This window comes from Bradyrhizobium sp. USDA 3262, from assembly GCF_054060035.1.
In genome coordinates, this window is record NZ_JBSSCT010000001.1 from 6881413 (window position 1) to 6900896 (window position 19484).

16 protein-coding genes are annotated in these 19484 nt (G+C 62.7%); 7 read left to right on the forward strand and 9 right to left on the reverse strand.

All coding sequences use genetic code 11. From position 1 onward, the window contains the following. Positions 1–29: 29 nt before the first annotated feature. From ACVWYP_RS32635 to ACVWYP_RS32645, 3 genes are all read right to left on the reverse strand, one after another. Entirely contained in the window at positions 30–395 is a 366-nt protein-coding gene (locus ACVWYP_RS32635; protein WP_016846761.1) for a hypothetical protein, read from the reverse strand. 28 nt (positions 396–423) lie between these two features. After that, on the reverse strand, positions 424–789 hold the full coding sequence (flaF, locus tag ACVWYP_RS32640; RefSeq protein ID WP_016846762.1) for a flagellar biosynthesis regulator FlaF: 366 nt from the start codon (positions 787–789) through the stop codon (positions 424–426). Between the two features lie 207 nt (positions 790–996). Beyond that, positions 997–2166: a flagellin N-terminal helical domain-containing protein gene (locus ACVWYP_RS32645; protein WP_304496156.1), complete on the reverse strand. Its 1170-nt coding sequence runs from the start codon at positions 2164–2166 to the stop codon at positions 997–999. Between ACVWYP_RS32645 and ACVWYP_RS32650 the strand changes: the two genes are divergently transcribed. Both ACVWYP_RS32650 and flbT read left to right on the forward strand, forming a co-directional pair. After that, positions 2153–2305: a hypothetical protein gene (locus tag ACVWYP_RS32650; RefSeq protein ID WP_157788012.1), complete on the forward strand. Its 153-nt coding sequence runs from the start codon at positions 2153–2155 to the stop codon at positions 2303–2305. The genes ACVWYP_RS32645 and ACVWYP_RS32650 overlap by 14 nt on opposite strands. A gap of 227 nt (positions 2306–2532) precedes the next feature. Beyond that, positions 2533–2964, forward strand: coding sequence for a flagellar biosynthesis repressor FlbT (gene flbT / locus ACVWYP_RS32655; RefSeq protein ID WP_016847775.1), 432 nt, complete (start codon positions 2533–2535; stop codon positions 2962–2964). 125 nt (positions 2965–3089) lie between these two features. Here flbT and ACVWYP_RS32660 read toward each other — a convergent pair whose 3' ends face one another. The 5 genes from ACVWYP_RS32660 to ACVWYP_RS32680 all read right to left on the reverse strand — a co-directional run bounded on the left by ACVWYP_RS32660 (position 3090) and on the right by ACVWYP_RS32680 (position 10994). Next, positions 3090–4973: a flagellar protein gene (locus ACVWYP_RS32660; protein WP_304496157.1), complete on the reverse strand. Its 1884-nt coding sequence runs from the start codon at positions 4971–4973 to the stop codon at positions 3090–3092. A 7-nt stretch (positions 4974–4980) separates the two neighbouring features. Continuing rightward, complete coding sequence (gene flgK / locus ACVWYP_RS32665; RefSeq protein WP_304496158.1) at positions 4981–6858, reverse strand: flagellar hook-associated protein FlgK; 1878 nt, start codon at positions 6856–6858, stop codon at positions 4981–4983. Positions 6859–6904: 46 nt separating this feature from the next. Next, complete coding sequence (locus ACVWYP_RS32670; protein ID WP_304496159.1) at positions 6905–8737, reverse strand: flagellar hook protein FlgE; 1833 nt, start codon at positions 8735–8737, stop codon at positions 6905–6907. Between the two features lie 183 nt (positions 8738–8920). Then, positions 8921–9421, reverse strand: a complete 501-nt coding sequence (msrB, locus tag ACVWYP_RS32675; protein ID WP_141340720.1) for a peptide-methionine (R)-S-oxide reductase MsrB — start codon at positions 9419–9421, stop codon at positions 8921–8923. Positions 9422–9497: 76 nt separating this feature from the next. After that, positions 9498–10994, reverse strand: coding sequence for an NAD(P)/FAD-dependent oxidoreductase (locus ACVWYP_RS32680; protein WP_453945940.1), 1497 nt, complete (start codon positions 10992–10994; stop codon positions 9498–9500). Positions 10995–11088: 94 nt separating this feature from the next. On the opposite strand from ACVWYP_RS32680, the gene ACVWYP_RS32685 reads away from it, so the two are divergent. From ACVWYP_RS32685 to ACVWYP_RS32700, 4 genes are all read left to right on the forward strand, one after another. Continuing rightward, the gene (locus ACVWYP_RS32685; protein WP_304496160.1) at positions 11089–11631 is read left to right on the forward strand and encodes a SixA phosphatase family protein; all 543 of its coding nucleotides are present in this window, start codon (positions 11089–11091) and stop codon (positions 11629–11631) included. A 157-nt stretch (positions 11632–11788) separates the two neighbouring features. Further along, positions 11789–12214 carry a universal stress protein gene (locus ACVWYP_RS32690; protein WP_016840840.1) on the forward strand — a complete coding sequence of 142 codons (426 nt, stop codon included), beginning with the start codon at positions 11789–11791 and terminating at the stop codon, positions 12212–12214. A gap of 327 nt (positions 12215–12541) precedes the next feature. Then, on the forward strand, positions 12542–15796 hold the full coding sequence (locus ACVWYP_RS32695; RefSeq protein WP_304496161.1) for an AMP-binding protein: 3255 nt from the start codon (positions 12542–12544) through the stop codon (positions 15794–15796). A gap of 196 nt (positions 15797–15992) precedes the next feature. Further along, on the forward strand, positions 15993–16178 hold the full coding sequence (locus ACVWYP_RS32700; protein ID WP_304496162.1) for a hypothetical protein: 186 nt from the start codon (positions 15993–15995) through the stop codon (positions 16176–16178). 215 nt (positions 16179–16393) lie between these two features. On the opposite strand, the gene ACVWYP_RS32705 is transcribed toward ACVWYP_RS32700, so the two are convergent. Then, positions 16394–17248 (reverse strand): Bug family tripartite tricarboxylate transporter substrate binding protein, encoded by an 855-nt coding sequence (locus ACVWYP_RS32705; protein WP_304496163.1) that lies wholly within the window; start codon positions 17246–17248, stop codon positions 16394–16396. 316 nt (positions 17249–17564) lie between these two features. Here ACVWYP_RS32705 and ACVWYP_RS32710 point away from each other — a divergent pair, with 316 nt between their 5' ends. Next, complete coding sequence (locus ACVWYP_RS32710) at positions 17565–19325, forward strand: adenylate/guanylate cyclase domain-containing protein (protein WP_304496164.1); 1761 nt, start codon at positions 17565–17567, stop codon at positions 19323–19325. Positions 19326–19484 lie beyond the last annotated feature (159 nt).

Below are 19484 nucleotides of genomic sequence, written 5' to 3' on the forward strand. Positions count from 1 at the left end.
CCGGGTACTAGGCGCGGACCAACGACCGCTCAGGTCTTCTGCGTGGCATAGGCCTTGTCGAGATAAGTCGCTCCGGTGGCCGGATCGGTGACGACATTGGCGATCAACGCCGTCCCCTGCTGCACCAGCGCGAACTTGGTATCGCCGATCCGGAACCCGCCGTCCTTGATCAGCACGTCCTGATACTTGCTGGTGCCGTCGCTCTGGTAGTGGACCTTGGCGCGGAAGCCATCGACGTTCGACACCGAGATGTTGAACGATTTGTTGTTGGCGTACTTGCCGCTCCAGCTGCCCTCATAGAGGTTCGGATCGACAGCCACATAGGGCGTCTTCGACGGGACCGTCAGGCCGGCGGCCTTGTAGTTGGCCGACAGGATGCTCAACACGTCGGCCATGCCGAGGGCTCCGTCAGGAATCGATCGATCAGCCGCGGCCCGAGAGGCCGGCGGCGATATTGCAATTGATATCGATCAGCGACTTCAGTTTCGCCGGATCCGGATTCATCTGGATGTCGACGGTCTGCTTCATCACGAACACGCCGATATTGGCGATGTTCTGGCGAATCTCGAGCGGCTGCGGATTGTCGTCGCCTTGCGCGGCGCTGAGAAAGATCGACCACAACCGGCGATTGAACAGCAACGCATGATCGAGCGCCTTGTCGGGACCGTTCCAGTTGGTCTGGACTTCCTGCAGCTGCCGCGCGGCCTTCAACAGCGCCTGCGCTTCGATTTCACGTGGGGACGCCGTCGTCGTGGAGGTACGAGCGTAGGCCTGGGCTGCATTCGACATTCAATGACCTCGATGGGATGCGGATTTCTCGAGCCGCGAAGACGCAATTCTAGCGCCCGATATTTATGCATCCGGCGCCTTTAAATATGGTTAGCAGCCGTTACGAAATGCGCCGTTCTGAGGGCATGGACAGACACCGTAATATCCCGGAGACAAAAGAAAACGGCGGGGTTTCCCCCGCCGTTCTCGAAGCACTTGCCGGCGCGCTTAGCGGAGCAGCTGCAGCACGCTCTGCTGGCTCTGGTTGGCGAGCGCCAGCGCGGAGACCGCGATCGACTGGCGGGTCGACAGCGCCTGGCTGTTGGCCGCTTCCTCGTTGGTGTCGGCCAGCGTCAGGTTGGACGAACCGGTCTGCAGCACGTTGATCAGGTTCTTCGAGAAGTCCTGACGGATCTGCACGATCGACAAGTTCGAACCCAGCGTCGAGGCTTCGCTGCGCAACGAGGAGCTCGCCGAGCTCAGCGACGCAATGACGCTGTTCGCCGAGTTGTTGTCGAGGAAGTCGGTGCCCGCGGTCAGCGCTTTCAGACCGAGGCCGCTGGCATTGAAGGTAACGCCGGTGATGCTGAGCGTCGACTTGCCGGTCTCGTTGAAAGTCAGCTTCAGGCTGTCGCCGTTCAACAGGTTGATGCCGTTGAACGAGGCGTCCTGCGCCGTGGTCGTGATCTGCGCGATGGTGTTGTTGTACTGCGTCACCAGCGCGGCGCGCGCCGACTGCGAGGCCTGGTCGGCAACGGGGGCCGTGCCGGCCGCGCTGAACGTCGCGGTGCCGCCACCGGTGTTCGTGAAGGTCACCGCACCAATGGTCGAGGACGCCGCGTCGTTGGTCGTGGTGATGACGAGCTTGTTTGAGCTGTCGAGGCTCGCCGTCAGGTTGCTGGCCGCGAGCGACGTGTTCAGCTGCGCCAGCGACGTGCTGGCCCCGAAGGTGAAGCTGAAGGCAGGCTGACCAGCCGAAGCCGCGATCGCCAGCACGTCACCGCTCTTGATCGTGGTGCCGTCGACGAGGTTGGCGGACGTGCCGCCGAGCGCCGCGGTGGAAGTGACCTGCGACCTGGTGGTGTAGCCGGTCGGGCTCTGCAGCACCTGGTTGGCAATCGACTTCGCGGTATCGACCAGCTTCTGCAGCGAGGTGATGCCGGTGTTGGCGGCCTGCAGCACCTGCACACCGTTGCCGATGCCGTCGAGCAGGTTGTTGATGTCGCTGGCGCGGTTGTCGAGCGACTGCGCGGTGAAGAAGTTGGTCGGGTTGTCGAGCGCCGTGTTGACCTTCTTGCCGGTCGCAAGGCGGTTTTGCGTCGTGGAGAGCAGATCGGCGGTGGACTGGAGGGAGAGGAGGTTCTGGCGAACGGAGGAGGAGAGAATGATGTCGGACATTTTCATACCTTTCTGGTGTGAAACTGAGGAAAAAGCCGCTCCAATCCTTTCTGATCGGGCGGATGGCCGATCCTGCGGTCTGGCCGCGAAGGAAAAAGAAATCTCCGGCACGGCATTTGAGACAAAGGCCGAAGAATAAAATTGTCGCCATTGGGCGAGGTTCGCCCCGAAAACTACTGAGCCGACTGACAATTCCGGCCAGATAACGGCGCCAGCGCCCGCCCCTCGTTCACCAAGCATTAACCATCATGGGAAAGGATCGCTGTCGCATCGGCCCCTGCCCGCAACGGCGGCTGCTAAGCAGTGCCGAACCACTTCGCTCCGCCAGCGAAGACGTCGCGCGACTGCAGGCAAAGGAGAACGGTCATGGCCCTGAAGGTCGAACTCAAACCGAACGAGCGCATCATCGTCGGCAATTGCGTGATCACCAACACCGACCAGCGCGCCCGCCTGCTGATCGACGGCGACCGCATCCCGATCCTGCGCGAGAAGGATATCCTGACGCCCGAGACCGCGGACACGCCGGCGAAGCTGATCTATCTCGCCGTCCAGCTGATGTATCTGTCGCCGGACCCGATGGCGCACCACCCGACCTATTTCAGTCTGGTGCGCGACATCATCACCGCGATGCCGAGCGCGTGGCCGTTTATCGAAAGCGTCAACAACTTCATCCTCAACGGCGACCTCTATCACGCGCTGAAGGAGTCCAAGAAGCTGATCGCACACGAGGAGAAGCTGCTGGAAACCGCGCGCGACCAGCAGAACGCCGATCGCGACGACGCACGCAAGAGCGCGTAGAGCTTCTTGTTTTGACGCGTTTTCTTCACGCGAACCGGCGTCCACCTAGCTTGAAAACGCTCGCTTGAACGAAAAAGGCCTCCTCGCGGAGGCCTTTTTGCTGGCTGGAGTTAAGGGGCGGGCGATCAGCTGATCGGCAGGTATTTCAGCAGCGTCGTCTGATACAGCATCGACGTGGTCTGGTACGACGCCTGCAAGCTGGTTTGCAGCGCCAGGATCTTGGTCGCGACCTCGTCCTGATTGACGCCCTCGACGGAGTCGAGCATCGTTTCCGCCATCCCCTTGAGCTGGGTCTGCCGATCGGTGGCCGCCTTGGTCGCGGTCTGCGCGCCGGCGAATTCGGCCTGCACGTCCTGGATCTGCTGCTGACCGTTCTGCGGGGCGAGGTTGGCGCTCACGCGCTGCGCGAGCGCCGTCACCTGCGCGCTCGCATTCGGGTTGCTGGCATTGGTGGTGACGGCTGCGTACACCGCGACGTTCTGCAGCAAATAGCGGAAGGCCTGCTCGTTGGCGCGCGCGCCATACTGCACGGTGATCGACTGATCGACCTGCGCGACCGCGGTGCCGCGCGCCGACCCCGGGCCATTCTCGCCGGTGTACCAGTAGACGGTGTTGCCGGGCGTGCCCGCGACCAGATTGGTCGCGGTGTCGAACGGCGGTCCCCCTACCCTGAGCGGCGCCGGCGCTGCGGTGGTGTTGTTGGCGATGCCGAGCGCGCCGAGTGCGGCTGTATTGGAACTCGATATCGACAGGCTCTCGCCGTCGGCGCCGTGCAAGGTGATCGCGCCGTTGCTGATGGTCGACGGGTTCTTGGTGCCGCTGATCTGGTCGATCTTGGCCATCAGCGTCTGCACGCTGTCGGTGACGTTGACCTGGTTGCCGGTGGCGCCCGAGGCCACGAAGGTGATCGGCGTGCCGTTCACCGTGATGGTGTCACCGGCGGCAAAGCTCGTCGACAGCGAGTCGGTGCCCGCCGCCCCCGAAAGAGCCGTCGCACCGCTGATCGGCGCCGGCGGCGTATTCTGGTTGTTGACCGCCGCGCCCGAGACGGTCGCGACCGGATTGAAGAAATTGTTGGACGCCGCGACCGCGGACGCCGCGACCAGCGACGTGTCGCTCAACGTCTTGATCGACGAGGTCAGCGTCGACTGCAGGTTGGCCGTCGTCGCCGCGGTGTCGGCGCCGATCAGGAACGAACCGGCGGGCGGCGGGTTCGTCGTGGTCGCCGTGAGTTCGATCGCATCGGTGGTGCCGTCGGGCAGCGTGAAGTTGAACTTGATCTTGTCGCCGTCCTTCGGATTGACGGCGCCGAGATCGACCGAAGCCGATTTCGGCGTGCCGGTCGGCTGCGTCACCGTGGCGCCACCCGTCAATGACGACTGCACCGACAACAGCTTCAGGCCGAAGGGCGAGCCGTCCTCGGCGATACTCGTGACCGTCGTGGTCGCCGGCGGCGACGAGACGCTCAGGCGCCCCATCATGCCGGCGCCCTGATCGGCCTGCTTGCGCTCATTGATGAGCTGCGTAAGCCCGGCCTGGGTTGCCGTGCCCTTGAGCATGGTATCGGCGGACACCGTGGCCGGCGTATCCATCGCGCGGCCGGAAAACAGATAGCGGTCGCCCGACTGGCTGTTCAGCATCGCGACCGCGTTGGCGAAGGCCGCCTGCGCCGTGATCTGGCCCGAGGTCTGGCCGCCGTCGTTGAGCGTCAGCGTCGCCGTCGTCGCGGCGTTCTTCACCTGGGTCCCGACGTCGGACAGGCCCTGCAAGGTGAGGTTCGCGACGCTCAGGCGCGTGTTGAGGTTGGTGGCGGTATCGGAGAACGCGTTGATGCCGCTGATCTGCGCGCGCAGGCTGAGCGCAAAACCGCGATCGAGCCCCTGCCCCGCATAGGTCGTCGATACCTTGTCGGTCGCAAGCTGCGTGGTCAGGTCATTGAGCTGATTCCGCAGGTTGAGGATCGTGGTGCCGATATAGGAAGTTCTGCCGCTTACGCCGTCGATCGACATGTTACCCTCACGTGAGCTGCAGCAGCGCGTCGTACATCTGCTTGATCGACGACATCACGCGCGCATTGGCGGAATAGGCATTCTGCAGCGAAAGCAGATGCGCCATCTCTTCGTCCATGTTGACGCCGGAGGTCGAGTCCATCTTGGTCTGCAGCGTGTTGAGCACCACATCCTGGCCGTCAGCCAGTTGCTTGGCAGCGGTCGCCGACTCGCCCTGCTGGCTGATGAACTGCTTGGCAAAGTTGAGCAGCGTGCCGGTGAACGGCGCGCCGGTAGTGCCAAGGCCGGTCTGCGGCGAATAGCTGTACGAGGCGTTCGACAGCTGGTTCAGAACGAGGTTGGCGCGCGTGGTGTCGCCGGCCGGCGTCTGCGGATTGGTCGAGTACACCACCATGCGCGAGGGATCGCCGATCAGGCCGGTGTTGACGCTGATGCGCGCGGCAAGGCCGGTCGTCTGCGAGCCGTTCGCGGCGATCGCGCCGGTGTAGAGCCCGCCATTGTCGGTGAACAGCGGAAGGTGCGGATCGCCCGAGGTCAGCGACGAAACCGTCGAGGTGACCGACGCCGCGGTCACATCGGCCTTGTTGACGGCGCCGTCGTCGAGCACGCGCAGCGTCGACCCGGACGGATTGGAGAATTGCAGGCCGGTTCCACCGAGCGCGCCGTTGAGCTGCGACAGCACCGAGCTCATGCCGCCGGAGAAATCGATGCCCAGCACCTCGTCGTTCGGATCGACGGTCGCGGTATTGCTCAGCGGCAACACGCTCGGATCGTCGACGCGGATGATCGACAGATTATGCGTCAGGCCGGTGGTGTTGTCCTTGTAGGAGACGTGGATGGTGTTGCCGTTCTGCAGCCCCGAGAGGTCGAGGTCGAAGCCGGACTGCGCCCCCGCCGTCGCCGCGGTGCCTGCGGTCGTCTTGTCCGACAGCGCGCTCGACATCGCGGCGGCGAACTGATCGATCTGTGTCTGGGCCTGCGCCAGCGTGTTGTCGCGCAACTCGAGATAGGCGGCGATCTTGCCGGAGCGAATCGAGTTGGTCGACACCATGTCATAGGTGCCGCCATGCGGGAACGTGATGGTGATGGTGCCGACGGTGCTCTTGGTCGGGTCGGTATCGTACAACGTGTTGGGCGTCATCGTGCCCTGGGCGTTGAAGCTGAGCGTCGCGGCCTCGGTGCCGACCAGCTGCACGCCGGAATTGGTGAACACGCTCACCTGGTTCTGGCTGTTGGTGACGGTGCGGATGTCCATCAGCTGCGAGAGCTGGGTGACGTAGCGGTCGCGCTGATCGAGCAATGCCGCGGTCGAGGCATCGGTCGTGCCGCCATTAGCCGCCAGCTGGACATTGAGGCGCGCAATCTGCTGCAACGCATTGTTGGCGCTGTTGATGGAATCGCTGATGCCGGCCTCGGCGTTGGCGCGCAGCGTCTGGATTCCCTGCGAGGTCGCGTTGAGCTGCTGCGCCATCGATTGCGCGGCATTGATCACGCCGATGCGGGCCGACTGCGATTCCGGGCTGGTCGACAGCCCCTGCAGCGCGGTCAGGAACTTGTTGTAGGCGTCCTCGATCGTGCCGGTGGAGTCGGGATTGCCGTACACGCCCTGCAGATTGGCCAGGAAATCCGAGCGGACGTCGGCGTAGGCCGCTCCCGACGTCTCGGTGCGAAGCTGGGTCTGCAGGAATTCGTCGAGCTGGCGGTTGACGCCGGTGATGAGGACGCTCGATCCGTACTGGCCGGTGGTGCCGGTGACCTGGTTGAGCGTCTTCCTGACGTAGCCGGGCGTCTCCGCGTTGGCGACGTTCGACGACACGAGCGAGAGCGAGGCCTGCGTGGCGCGCAGGCCCGACATCGCGGTGGAGAGGGCTTGGCTCAAACCCATGATGTGTACTCGCCTTTACTTCTTCACACGTGCAGCAACGACGCGATCAGCGCACCACGTTCAGGAGATCCTGCACCATCGAATTGGTCGTGGTGATCACCTTGGTGTTCGCCGAATAGGCCTGCTGGGTCACGATCAGCTTGGTGAATTCGTCGGCAATATCGGTGTTCGAGCTCTCGAGCGAGGAACCGACGATGGTGCCGGCCTTACCGAACAGCGCCGCGCCGGACTCGTCGGTCGCCTCGAACGCACCGCCGTCGATGCGCTTGAGGAAGTTGGTGCCGTTGAAGGTCGCCACCGAGATTTCGGCGAGGTCGATGTTGCGGCCGTTGGTGTAGTTGCCGACGATGCGGCCGTTGGTGGAGACGCTGACCGACTGCAGCTGGCCGGCGGGGAAGCCGTCCTGCTGGATCTGGTTGACCTGAACGTTGCCGTTGGCGTCGGCGAACTGGGTCACGCCGCCGGAGCCGAAATTGATGACGGGGCTGCCCAGCGACACGCCGTTGACGACGGCATTGGTGAGCGCCACCGAGGAGATCGCCGGCGACATCTGGCCGTTCGAGGCGAAGGTGAAGTTGACGTTGACGTTCTGCCAGGAGACCTGCGTGCCGGTCGCGTTGGGATTGACCTGATAGAACAGGTTCCAGGTGTCGGTATGTCCGTTGCCCAGCGAGGAGCTGTCGGTCTTGGCCCAGCGGAATTGCAGGTTCACCGGCGCGCCCGACACGTCGTAGGCCGTGACGGCGCCGCCCGAGACGGATTCGTTCAGGAAGGTCGAGTTGTCGTTGCCGACAACCTGGCCGGTACCGACCGTGCCGCCGCCGCCGCGAACCGCAACCGCCGAGCCGGTGAAGCCGAGCGCCGCAAAGGCGGTCGCGTTCGAGCTCGTCACGTTGAGATCGGCCAATTTGCCGGAGTGCAAGGTGATCTTGCCGCCGCTGATCGTCGATGACGTCGTGGTACCGGTAATCGAGTCGATCTTCGCGAGCAGCGTTCCGATGCTGTCGGTGACGTTGAGCTGGTTGCCGGTCGCCCCCGAAGCCACGAAGGTGATGACGGTTCCGTTGACCGTAATCGTGTCGGCGGGCACGACGGGCGGGCCGGCAGAGCCGGCGCTGAAATTGGTATTGATCGAATCGGTGCCGGCTGCGCCCGAAAGCAGGGTCGCGGCGGTAATGGCCACCGACGGCGTCGCCTTGTTGTTTTGCGCGGTGCCGGTGATGGTGGAATCGGTATACGGCGCAGCCGGCGTGCCCAGCACCAACGGATTATTTCCACTGCTGAACGCGCCCGGCCGGATCAACTCCGAACCGGGAACCGAAGTGTCGTGCGCGGTGGTCAAGGGATAGGACGCGAGGTTGGCGCGATAGTCGATCTTGGTGGTCTGCTGCGCCGGCAGGAAGTCGTTCTTGAATTGCAGCACCTGCGGCGATGAGCCTGCCGGGTTGCCGGTGGTCGGGTCGATCGGCACACCCTCGAGATAGTAGCCGGCGCCGTTGACGAGATAGCCGTCCTTGTTGAGCTGGAAATCGCCGCGGCGGGTGTAGCGGTCGACGCCGTCGAACACCGGTGCACCGTCGGTGAAGCTGCCGGGCTTCTGCACCGCGAAGAAACCGTTGCCGTTGATCGCCATGAAGGTCGCGACCGATGCCGACTGCACGTCGCCCTGCACCGAGTTGGTCGAGCGGGACTGCGCGGTGACGCCGCCGGCGAGCTGCGCGGTCAGCGCGGTCTGCGGGACGAGGTCGAGGAATGAGGTGTCGATGCGCTTGAAGGCGGTGGTCTGCGAGTTGGCGATATTGCCGGAGATGTTTTCGAGCGCGTAAGACCCCGCGCGCAAGCCACCGACAGCCGTCGTGAGAGCGCCGAAGATACCCATGACATGTTCTCCAATTCGATTCCCGGCGGCTGGCAATCACAGGAATGGCCGCATCGGCGGAGCATGTCGCAAAGGTCGTGCCACGAAACAAAACGTAACAAAATCATCCGCTTGAAAAAAATGCCCCGGTCGTTCGACCGGGGCACATTTGCCGGGAACGGCAACAATTGCCGGGAAGGAATGTCAGGTCGCCGACGGCGCCGCCGGGTGAAACACCAGCGCAAAACCGTCCATGCAGTAGCGCAGTCCGGTCGGTTTCGGGCCGTCGTCGAAGACGTGGCCGAGATGGCCGCCGCAGCGGCGGCAATGCACCTCGGTGCGCACCATGCCGAAGGTGCGGTCCGAGGTCGTGCCGACCGCATTGTCCAGCGGCTTCCAGAAGCTCGGCCAGCCGGTGCCGCTCTCATACTTGGTCTCGGACGAGAACAGCGGCAGGTCGCAGCCGGCGCAGGCGAAGGTGCCCTTGCGGTGCTCCTTGAGCAGCGGGCTGGATCCCGGCCGCTCGGTGCCCTGGTTGCGCAGGATCTCGTATTGCTGCGGCGTCAGCTGCGCGCGCCATTCGGCGTCGGTCTTCTCGATCTCGAATTTCTCGGCGGCCTGCGCCGGCGAGGCGCGCAGCCAGCGGAAGGCGGCGAAGCCGAACAGGCCGGCGACGGAAGCAAGCAGGATGCGGCGATCGATCATCAATCATCTCCGGTGCGGACGGCTCAGCAGGGCGTGCCCGAGGTTCGTCAAGAGATACGAACCCCGCCGGCGGACGTTACATCCGCCCGTCGGAGATCCGCTCACTTTCTTGCGAGGCATCCGGATACGGCGCCTCGCCGTCCTCGATCTGCCTGGGCGCGGGCGGCCGCGCCGGCCGCACCCCCGACGGGGGTGGACGGCGGGGTGCGGGTCCCCTGGTTCCCGCCCTGAGATTGGCCTCGGCGAGCCGCGCCTCCCGCAGGCGCTCCTTCGCACGTGCACCCTCGCGGTAGCGCGCCAGAACACCCGCCGCGGACGCGGCGCCCCTCGCCCACAGGCTGACGAAATGACCGGCGACGCGGCCGGTGGTGCCGCCGGCCCAGACCAGCTCGAACGGCGAAAACAGCCGCCAGCGGTCGTCGCCCCACAGGATGCTGCGCGCGATCAACTGCCCGGCGAGCGCCGAGGTGTTGAGTCCCTGCCGGCCGAAGCCGCTCGCCACCCACAGGCCCCGGCGCAACTGGCCGATCTGCGGCATGCCGTGCACGGTGACGCCGACCGCGCCACCGAACATCTCCGCGAACGGAACCTTGCCGAGTTGCGGAAACACCGTGGCGATGCGGCGCTGCACCGCCCCGCCAAGCCGCTTCGGCCGTGCGTCCCAGGTGGTTTCGGGGCTCGCCCACAACAGCCGATCGCCATCGACGACACGGAAATGGTCGATGCCGTTGCTGTCGACGACCGAGCCGGGAAACGCGATGGTCTCCGCCAGCCGCTCCCCGAGCGGCTCGGACAAAGCCGCGTAGCGCCACACCGGCAGCAGCGTATCGGACAAGCGCTTCAACGGCGCGCCGAGATGGATGTTGCCGGCGAGGACAATATGGTTGGCGCGCAGCCGCGCCGTCGGCGTCACGATGCGTTTGCGGATGCCAGAAAAATCGATGCTGACGACCGGCGTCTCCTCGAAGATCCGCACGCCCGCCCGCATCGCCAGCGCGGCGAGGCCATGCACATATTTGCGGCCATCGATCTGGAACGCCTTCGGATAATAGATGCCGTGGAAATAGCGGCCGGTCCTGAGCACGCTGCGCACGCGATCGACCTGCCAGCCCTCGACCTCGGTCGCGAAATCCTCGCCCAGCGTCTGCAGGCGGCCGATCAGCGCCTCGCCGACATCGACATTGGAGACCTCCAGCGCGCCATCACTCGGCTTGATGCCCGGGATCAAATCTTCGGTAGCGGTGGCGCGGACATAATCGGCGCCCTCCTTCGACAATGCCCACAATTCGCGGGCATCGTCGAGGCCGACGCGCTCGATCACATCTGTCATCGGCAGACCGAATCCCGGCATCACGGTGCCGAGATGATGACCGGAGGCGTTCCAGCCGATCTGGCGGCCCTCGAGCACCGCGACGCTCGCGCCGAGCCGCGCCGCCTCCCGCGCCACGGTCAGGCCGGCCAGCCCGGCCCCGACCACGCAAATGTCGACGTCGAGGTCGAACGCCAGACGGTCGCCGAACTGCGAGTCCGCCTGATCGGGGCCGTCTGCCGCACTTGTGGAACTCTCGCTCATGGCGTTTCTTACGGACCGCTGCGGCGCTTGTCACCTTGTCCAGGGCATGAGCCTGTAGATTAATTCGACCTGACCGAATCGAGAATGGAAGTCCATGCGCCGTTTGCTGCTGCTGCGTCACGCCAAGACCGAACACGACGCGCCTTCGGGGCACGACCAGGACCGCCGCCTCGACGAGCGCGGCCACCGCGATGCGGCGGAGATCGGCGGCTGGATCGCCCGTCGTCCGCCCCTGCCCAATCTGGCACTGGTCTCGCCGGCAGTCCGCACCGCACAGACCTGGGACATCGTGCGCGAGGCGCTGAAGGGCGCCGGACCTGCGCCGAAAGTCGAATTCGTGCCGGACCTCTACGGCGCCGATCCCGTGCAATTGCTGACCGCGATCCGGATGGCTTCGGTCACCGATCCGAAGCGGCTGATGCTGATCGGCCATAACCCCGGCATGCACGAGCTCGCGCTGACGCTGACCGGCAGCGGCGACGAGGCCGCAAAGCGCGCGCTCGGCGACAATCTGCCGACCTCGGGGCTCGCCGTCTTCGACTTCGCGACCGACGACTGGAACGACGTCTCGTTCCGGCGCGGCAAGCTCGTCCTGTTCGTCAGCCCTAAACTGTTGAAGCAAGCCTCGCGCAGCTGACGCAAGCGGACAGCGCCGCTCCGCCATGCTATATTGACGTCTGCGCGACAGGGGGACCGGTTCGCGTCGATACCAGAACGACTTCAAGAACAAGAAGGCGCGCGTCCCGGGCACCGGGACCAAACGGCTCCAGACCAATCGCGGACAGGAGGCGCAGATGTACAAGTCCATTCTCGTGCCGATCGACCTCGCCGACACCGATCTGGCGAAGCCGGCGATCGCAACCGCTGCAACATTGTCGCAAACATGGAACGGGACGGTGCGTCTGCTCAACGTGCTGCCGATGACGCCGGTGATGCTCGCCGAATATGTGCCGGCGGATTTCGACAGCCAGCAGCGCGAAACGTCGGAAGAGGCGCTCGCGATCGTCGCGCGCGAATCCGGCATCGCACCCTCCCGCATCTCGGGCGTGGTCCGCCAGGGCGGCATCTATCACGAGATCCTCGAGGAGGCCGCGACCATGAAGGCCGACCTGATCGTGATGACCTCGCACCGCCCGGCGATGCGCACCTACTTCCTCGGCTCCAATGCCGGCCACGTGGTGCGCTACGCCAAATGCTCGGTGCTGGTGGTGCGGCACTAAAGCGGAATGAGTTATGGGGCCGTCGCAGGCGGCGCTGCCAAAATATCGAAAACAACCCCATGCAAAGGAGTCGGCGGTTGCCGGCGTCGACCAGGCAACTTGACACGTCGGGCAACTCAGGGATATTCTTCTAATATTCCGAAATTGTGCATACATCCCCTCCCCACACTGTCAGAACGGGCAACTTGCCTGAGCGCAGCCGAGGCGCCCGCGGTCGATTGCCCGACGATGCTATCCGCGTATTCTCGTCTTCGATGTGTTTGAGGGTTCTGGGAATTGACTTCACCAGTTCAGTATACGGAGCGGCATTGACCAAGAGGGGCGGCGTTGTCGAATATTGTCAAGGAATTGCGGAAAGGTAACGCACGCAAGAGCGCCGGAAGACGCCCCTTTCCGTGCGTTCGAGACCTCCTCGCCGACCATGCGGAAACTGCGCCGGAGCGCCATGCCATTCTGGCCCCGGCGCGCCGCCCGATGACGTATGGCGCGCTATGGACGCAGGCAAATGAAGTGGTTTTCGGGTTGCGGAACGTCGGCGTGCGCCGAACTGACAGGGTCGCGGTCGTGTTGCCGGACGGACCAGAGGCTGCAGTAGCGGCGATCACGGTTGCGGCCGGCGCGGTTTGTGTGCCTCTCAATCCGGGTTTTACCTGCGATGAATACCAGCGTTATTTCCACGAATTGCAGCTGGCGGCGCTATTGACGCACGCCGACTTGAATTCGGCCAGCCGACGTGCCGCCCGCGTCCAGGGCGTGCCGGTGATCGATGTGTCGATGCGGCCCAACGAGGGGGCCGGCGCGTTCAGCGTTGTCGATCGGGCACCGCAACGGCTGGCTGACGATGAGTTTGCGTCCAGTGCTGACGACGCGCTCATTCTGATGACATCTGGCAGCACGTCGCGGCCCAAAACGGTCCCTCTGACCCATGCGAGCGTCTGCCTGTCGGCCGACAACGTTGGCGCCGCCCTAGAGCTTGAGGCTCGCGACCGATTGCTGAGCGTGCTGCCTCTCTTTCATGGGCATGGCTTGATCTCGGGACTTCTGGCCGCGCTTGCGGCAGGCTCCAGTGCGGTCTGTCCTCCCGGCTTCGATGCAACAGCCTTCTTCGGCTGGCTGACGGAGTTTCGACCGACCTGGTACACTGCGGTACCGGCAATCCATCGCGCGCTATTGGCAGCGGCCGATCCCTACAGGCAGGCTGCACAGCGGTCCTCGTTGCGGCTCGTTCGTTCGGCTTCGACGTCTCTGTCGTCGGAAGTGCTCGACGGACTGGAAGCGTTGTTTGGTGTTCCCGTTATCGACACCTATGGCATGACGGAGGCTGCCACCCAGATCGCTGCAAATCCCTTGGAGCGGCGAAAGCGCGATTCAGTCGGCCGGCCGGCCGGCCCCGAGATCGCGATACTGGACAGTGTGGGTCGTCGCTTGCCATCCGGCAAACGTGGAGAGATCGCGCTGCGAGGTCCCACCATAACCAGGGGATACGACAATGATGCCGACGCTACCGCGTCCGCATTTCAGGACGGCTGGTTCCGGACCGGCGACGTCGGATACCTGGACGCCGACCGGTATCTTTTCATCGTCGGTCGCATCAAGGAGATCATCCATAAGGGCGGGCAGAAGGTTGCCCCCGCCGAGGTAGAGGAGGCCTTGCTAAGCCACCCGGCTGTGATCGAAGCCGCTGCTTTCCCTGTCCCCCATGAGCGACTAGGCGCGGACGTCGCCGCCGCTATCGTGCTGCGTCAGGACGCAAAGGTGAGCATACAGAGTCTCCGAGACTTTGCCCGAGGACGCCTGGCCGGGTTTAAGGTCCCTGGCCTCATCGTGATTGTACCGGAGATTCCGAAAGGCCCCGGCGGGAAGATCAAGCGCAATGAACTTGCGGCCGGCTTTTCAAAGATTCGACCAATCCAGAACGGCGGCAAAGGAGTTGCGCCCAGCTCGGAATTGGAGCGTCAATTGGCCGGTATCTGGAAGGACATCCTGGGCATCGATCGGATCAGCGTTGATCAGGATGTCTTCGCGCTCGGGGTGGATTCACTTGCCATGACCCAGTTGATTTTGCGTGTGGAGGAGCGCTTCGGCAGCACCCTGTCATTCGAAGATATCTTCAATTGGCCGACCGTTGCGGCTCTTGCGCTTCACCTTGAATCATTGAAAGGGGGCGCCGGCTCGTTGGTGCGCCCGCACGATCCGCAACCGCAGATTTCGCGCGCTGATGGAGATGACGCACAGTCAATCTCCATCGTGCAGGAGCGCATGCTACGCATCGAGCGAAAATTATCCGGGTTGCCCCAGTTCAACCTGCCGTTCGCTTATCGATTGCAGGGCCGACTCAACATTCCCGTGCTCGAGCGGAGCCTTGCCGAGGTCGTGCGTCGGCATGACATGCTGCGCACGGCGTTTATCTGGCAGGGTGATGTCCCTCTCGCTCACGTCGTGCCGGACGTCGACGTCAGATCGATCCTGACCGTGAAGGATTATGCAACCCCGGCGCAGACCGGAGATGCTCGAGCCACGGAACTTCTGCTGGTAAAGGCGAAGTTGGAAGCCGAACGGAGCTCCCTGGCGCCGATCGACATGAACAATGCGCCACTGTTCCGGGCCTATATCTTCCGGCTCGATGCCAGAGACCATGTTTTGCTTCTGGTCATGCACGATATCATCATCGATGGCTGGTCGATGGCAATCTTCATGGAAGAGCTTCTGGAGATTTATGCCGCTGCGATTTCCGGTGCGAAGGTGCAACTGCCCGAACCGTCGCTTCAGTTTTCCGATTTCGCTCGCTGGCAGCGTTTGTGGTCCAGCACCGAGGAAGCAAACAGGCAGTTCGCTTACTGGAAGCGGTGCCTCGACAAAGCCTCACCTCCATTTGCAGCCCCGAAAAGCAGCGTTGGAGGTGAATTGACCTCGCGCGTTGTCCAGGAGCCTTTTCAAATATCCAACAATCTGGTGACGCAGCTCAGCGCCATGAGCCGTGACCGGGGCGCAACCCTGTTCATGAGCTTACTCGCCGGTTTCAAGACCCTGCTGCTGCTCCGGAGCGAGCGCAACGACATTTGCGTAGCGACCTTGATGGCCAATCGGTCTCAACTCCGGACAGAACGCGTGATCGGTCCGTTCGCGAACACCACGATCATCCGCACCCAACTTGATGCTGATCTGACCTTTGGCGAAGCGCTCAATCGCGTGCGCGAGGCCGTCCTGGAGGCTCACGCCAGACAAGAACTTCCATTCGATATCATTGCCAGCCGACTGGCGGAAGAAACCGGCCTCTGCCCGGCATCACTCGTTCAAGTTTATTTCGTTCTCCAGGTTGCGTTCCGCCGAGCGCTCCGGCTGCCCGATCTGACGGTTCGCCCGTTCGGCTACCAGGAGGAACGCTCTGCCATGCCGATTGATCGCGCTTGGCTCTCGATGACCCTCAAGGACACCCCGTCGGGAATGACCGGCATATGCGGGCGCAAGGACGACTTGTTCGAGCCGCACACCGTCCAGAATTGGATTGCCGACTACACGGCAATCCTGGTCAATGCGGCCGCAAACCCCAACGCGCAGCTTGGCCGATTGATTGATCCTTGAAACGATCAGGTCAGTCGCACCAAGCCGGTGCCAAAAGTGCAACGCTTTGTGTCGGTGTCACGCCGCGCAAGCTCGCCCAAAATTCGTCGGAGCCGAGTATCATCCCGCTTGATTATCCACTAGAAATTGTCGACAATTCAGCCGTGTATTGGACAAGGGATTAATCAAATCTAGTTTTGCCACTTTGGAGGCGGCGATGTGTAGATTTGCAGTGGATCTCATTGACTTCGAGGAATTGACCGCGGCGCAAAGGAAAGCACTGCTGAAGGACCTACAGAAGCGCAGGGATGCTCTGCAAGCGCAGCTGGAGGATGTCAATGAATCGCTGAAGGGCGTCAATCAAGCGCTCAAGACGGTCCAGAAAGTATCTAAGGGCCGTTAGTGCCTTGGCCGCCAGCGCCCGACAAAGCTGCAATCTGGTCTCGGTCCGTGCCGGGGCTCCGTGATCGGAGCTCAAGGCAGCGTCCAAATATGCGCTTGCCGAATGCGGAAGAGACGGCGGAGCCCTGAGCAAGAGCACGCAAAATCGACGCTGCTCCGGGCAGCAGGATGTGAAGCCCGTTGGTCACGTCATGGCCGGCCACCGTTGCTCTTGTGTCAGGGTTGGATTCCGAGCGCCTTAAGTATGGGCGTCCACTGGGCGTAATCCCTCTCATGCATCGCTCGTGCCTCAGCACCGGATCGCCATACATGCTTGAATCCAACATTCTTCAGCTTTTCCTGAGAACCTTGCGACGCTTGCCGGAAAATCTCGGCGAGGCGGACGACTTCCTCCGCTGATGTATCCGGCGGAGCGAGGATGCCGACCCATCCTTCCGTCTCAATCCCGCTACCGGTTTGCGCAATAATCCGAAGCGAATCTTGAAACGGGAGAAAATCTGGAAAAGGAACAATCGCAACCGCGACGTGCCCCCCAAGGACGCTGAGGATCGCCGGCGCCGACCCTTGATACGGCACGTGCACCATCGGCACTCCGTAGTCACTGAAAAGCTTTGTGCCTATCAGATGTGGAATGCTCCCCGCGCCTGCGGTGGCTACGGTGCGATATTTCTCCTCGCGCGAGGCTTCCTGCATGTATTCAGCAAGGTGCGCGGGAGCGTCTTTTCTCGTGACAGCAACGTAGGAGAAGGTCGCCAAAATTCCGATCGGCACGAGCCCGCTTTGGGGTGACGTCCTGAGCGACGACGTGGAGGACATGAACAAGAGCGTTCGAGTCCCCTTTTGCCGAAGGATCCAATCCGCCGCTATCGCCCCTCCTGCGCCAGGTCGATTTTCCACGATCGTGGAAATTCGCGCCATCTGCTCGGTTGCTTCAGCCACGATTCTGGCCGCGGTTGAGGAGGTTCCCCCTGCTGCAAATCCCACGACCAATGTAATCTGCCCTTCATTCGGCAGGGCGGGACTGGAGAGCATCACAAGCGCGGCGAGAAATAGCGGCGTGAGTCTCGTCATGCACTGATCCCTTTCCGCCGGGCATCGCGATTTTCAAAGACAACTGGACCACGCGCCCTTCAAGGGCGCAACCTCCGAAAGAACGTCATCCGACCAGCTGGCGCTCTCGGGCACCCTGCAAGCGGGACCATCCGTCCGCGACTCGCACGCTGTTCGCCATCAAAGCAGGCAGAATTCGATACCGGGGGCGATCTCGCCAAGCTCGCACGCGGGCTGGCACTAACTGAACAACACCGGTGTTCGGAGCCCGATAGACACCTCCTTCTTCTGACAATAGTCTTTGACTAAAGATCGGATCGGATCAGGGCGAGCTTTTATGGCCGCAGACCGTGTGGAACGGCGACTGAGTGCTATTTTCGTGGCCGATGTGGCTGGCTATAGCCGCCTCATGGGTGCTGATGAGGAGGGTACGCACGCCCGGCTGAACGAACATCTGTCCGCGCTCCTCCATCCCGAGATCGAAAAGCACGGCGGGCGGCTCATCAGGAGCGCCGGGGACGGAATCTTGGTGGAGTTTGCCAGCGTGGTCGGCGCGATGCGATGCGCCGTTGCGATACAGCGTGGCATGATCACTCGAAACACCGATGTGCGAATTGAAAAGCGGATCGAGTTCCGCATTGGCATCAATGCCGGCGACATCATCATAGAAGGCGGCGATATCTTTGGGGACGGGGTAAATGTTGCGGCTCGGCTCGAGGCGCTTTGTGAGCCGGGCGACATCTGTGTATCGCAACGCGTGCGCGAAGATACGCAGGATAAGCTTGACGTCGAATTCGAAGATAGTGGCGAGCATCAACTGAAGAACATTGCACGGCCGGTGCGGGTCTATCGCGTGTCGTTCGGCAACGCCCCGGCGCGACCGGCGCTTGCGCTTCCCGACAAGCCATCGGTCGCCGTCCTGGCTTTTGAGAATATGAGTCGCGACCCGGAGCAGGAGTACTTTGCGGATGGAATTTCGGAAGACATCATCACCGAGTTGTCCCGCTTCTCGGACTTGTTCGTGATCGCACGCAATTCGAGTTTTCGATACAAAGGCAGAGCGGTTGATTTGCGTCTGGTGGGTCGAGAACTCGGCGTGCGCTATGTTCTGGAGGGTAGCGTTCGTCGGGGCAATGACCGAGTTCGGATCACGGCGCAGCTGATTGATGCTGCAAGTGGCGTCCACCGCTGGGCCGAGCGCTATGACCAGAAGTTAAAGGATGTATTTGCGATCCAGGACGACGTGGCGCGGACGATCGCCGCAATTCTGGTCGCGCATGTGAACATGGCGGAAGCTGAACGCACCTTGCTCAAGCCGCCCAAGACTTGGCAGGCCTACGATCACTACATGCGCGCAAGTGCGGCGTGGATAGCGTTCCAGTCCTCGTGGCAAATGGCGGAATTATTGAGGACACGAGGGCACCTCGCAGATTCGCTGGCCATCGATCCGAAATATGCCCGTTGCTATACAATGCTGGCCAGCACTCACCGGGTGGCTTGGCTCAATCCGCTGAATGATGAATATTTGAGCCCGACTATCCTTGACCTGGCCATCAAATTGGCGCGCACGGCAATTGCCCACAATCCGAGCCTGCCCGAAGCCTATGCCGAGTTGGGCTATAACATCATCCGGAAGCGTGACTTCGACGCAGCGACTGGCGCCGCCGAAAGAGCGCTGGCGCTAAACCCTAATTTCGCGGATTACCGCCTCGCGCAAATATTTTACTCGGTGGGAGAGCCGACCAGAGCTATTGCCATCGCCAAGTTGCAAATGCGCCTTGATCCATTCCATCCGCATTTTGCGCCGTTGATGGTCGGCGTAGCTCACTACCACCTCAAAGAATACCACGATGCCCAACATTGGTTGACCGAAGCCATTAGCCGCGCGCCCAATCACCAGTATGGCCACGCCTTCCTGGCTGCGACGTACGCTCAGCTGGGACGAATGGAAGATGCTCGTGCAGAGGCAAACGAGGTTCTACGCTTAAATCCAAGATACAGCATCAGCGGCACCCAGCAGCAGGTATCCATTCTCAAACGCGCCGAAGATTTGGAGCACCTGGTCGACGGGCTGCGAAAGGCCGGCCTTCCAGCATAGTCTCGGCGAATGCGCGGGGGCAAGACAGCAGCCCGCCGTCCACGCGGCTTGCTGAGCAGCATCGGCGTGATGGCGGTCCATTCGTCGTCGGAGTTCGTGGTGCATGATTCGGCTCCTTCGGTCAGGCGCTAGAGCCGGCTCGGCAGTCAGGCTCAATGA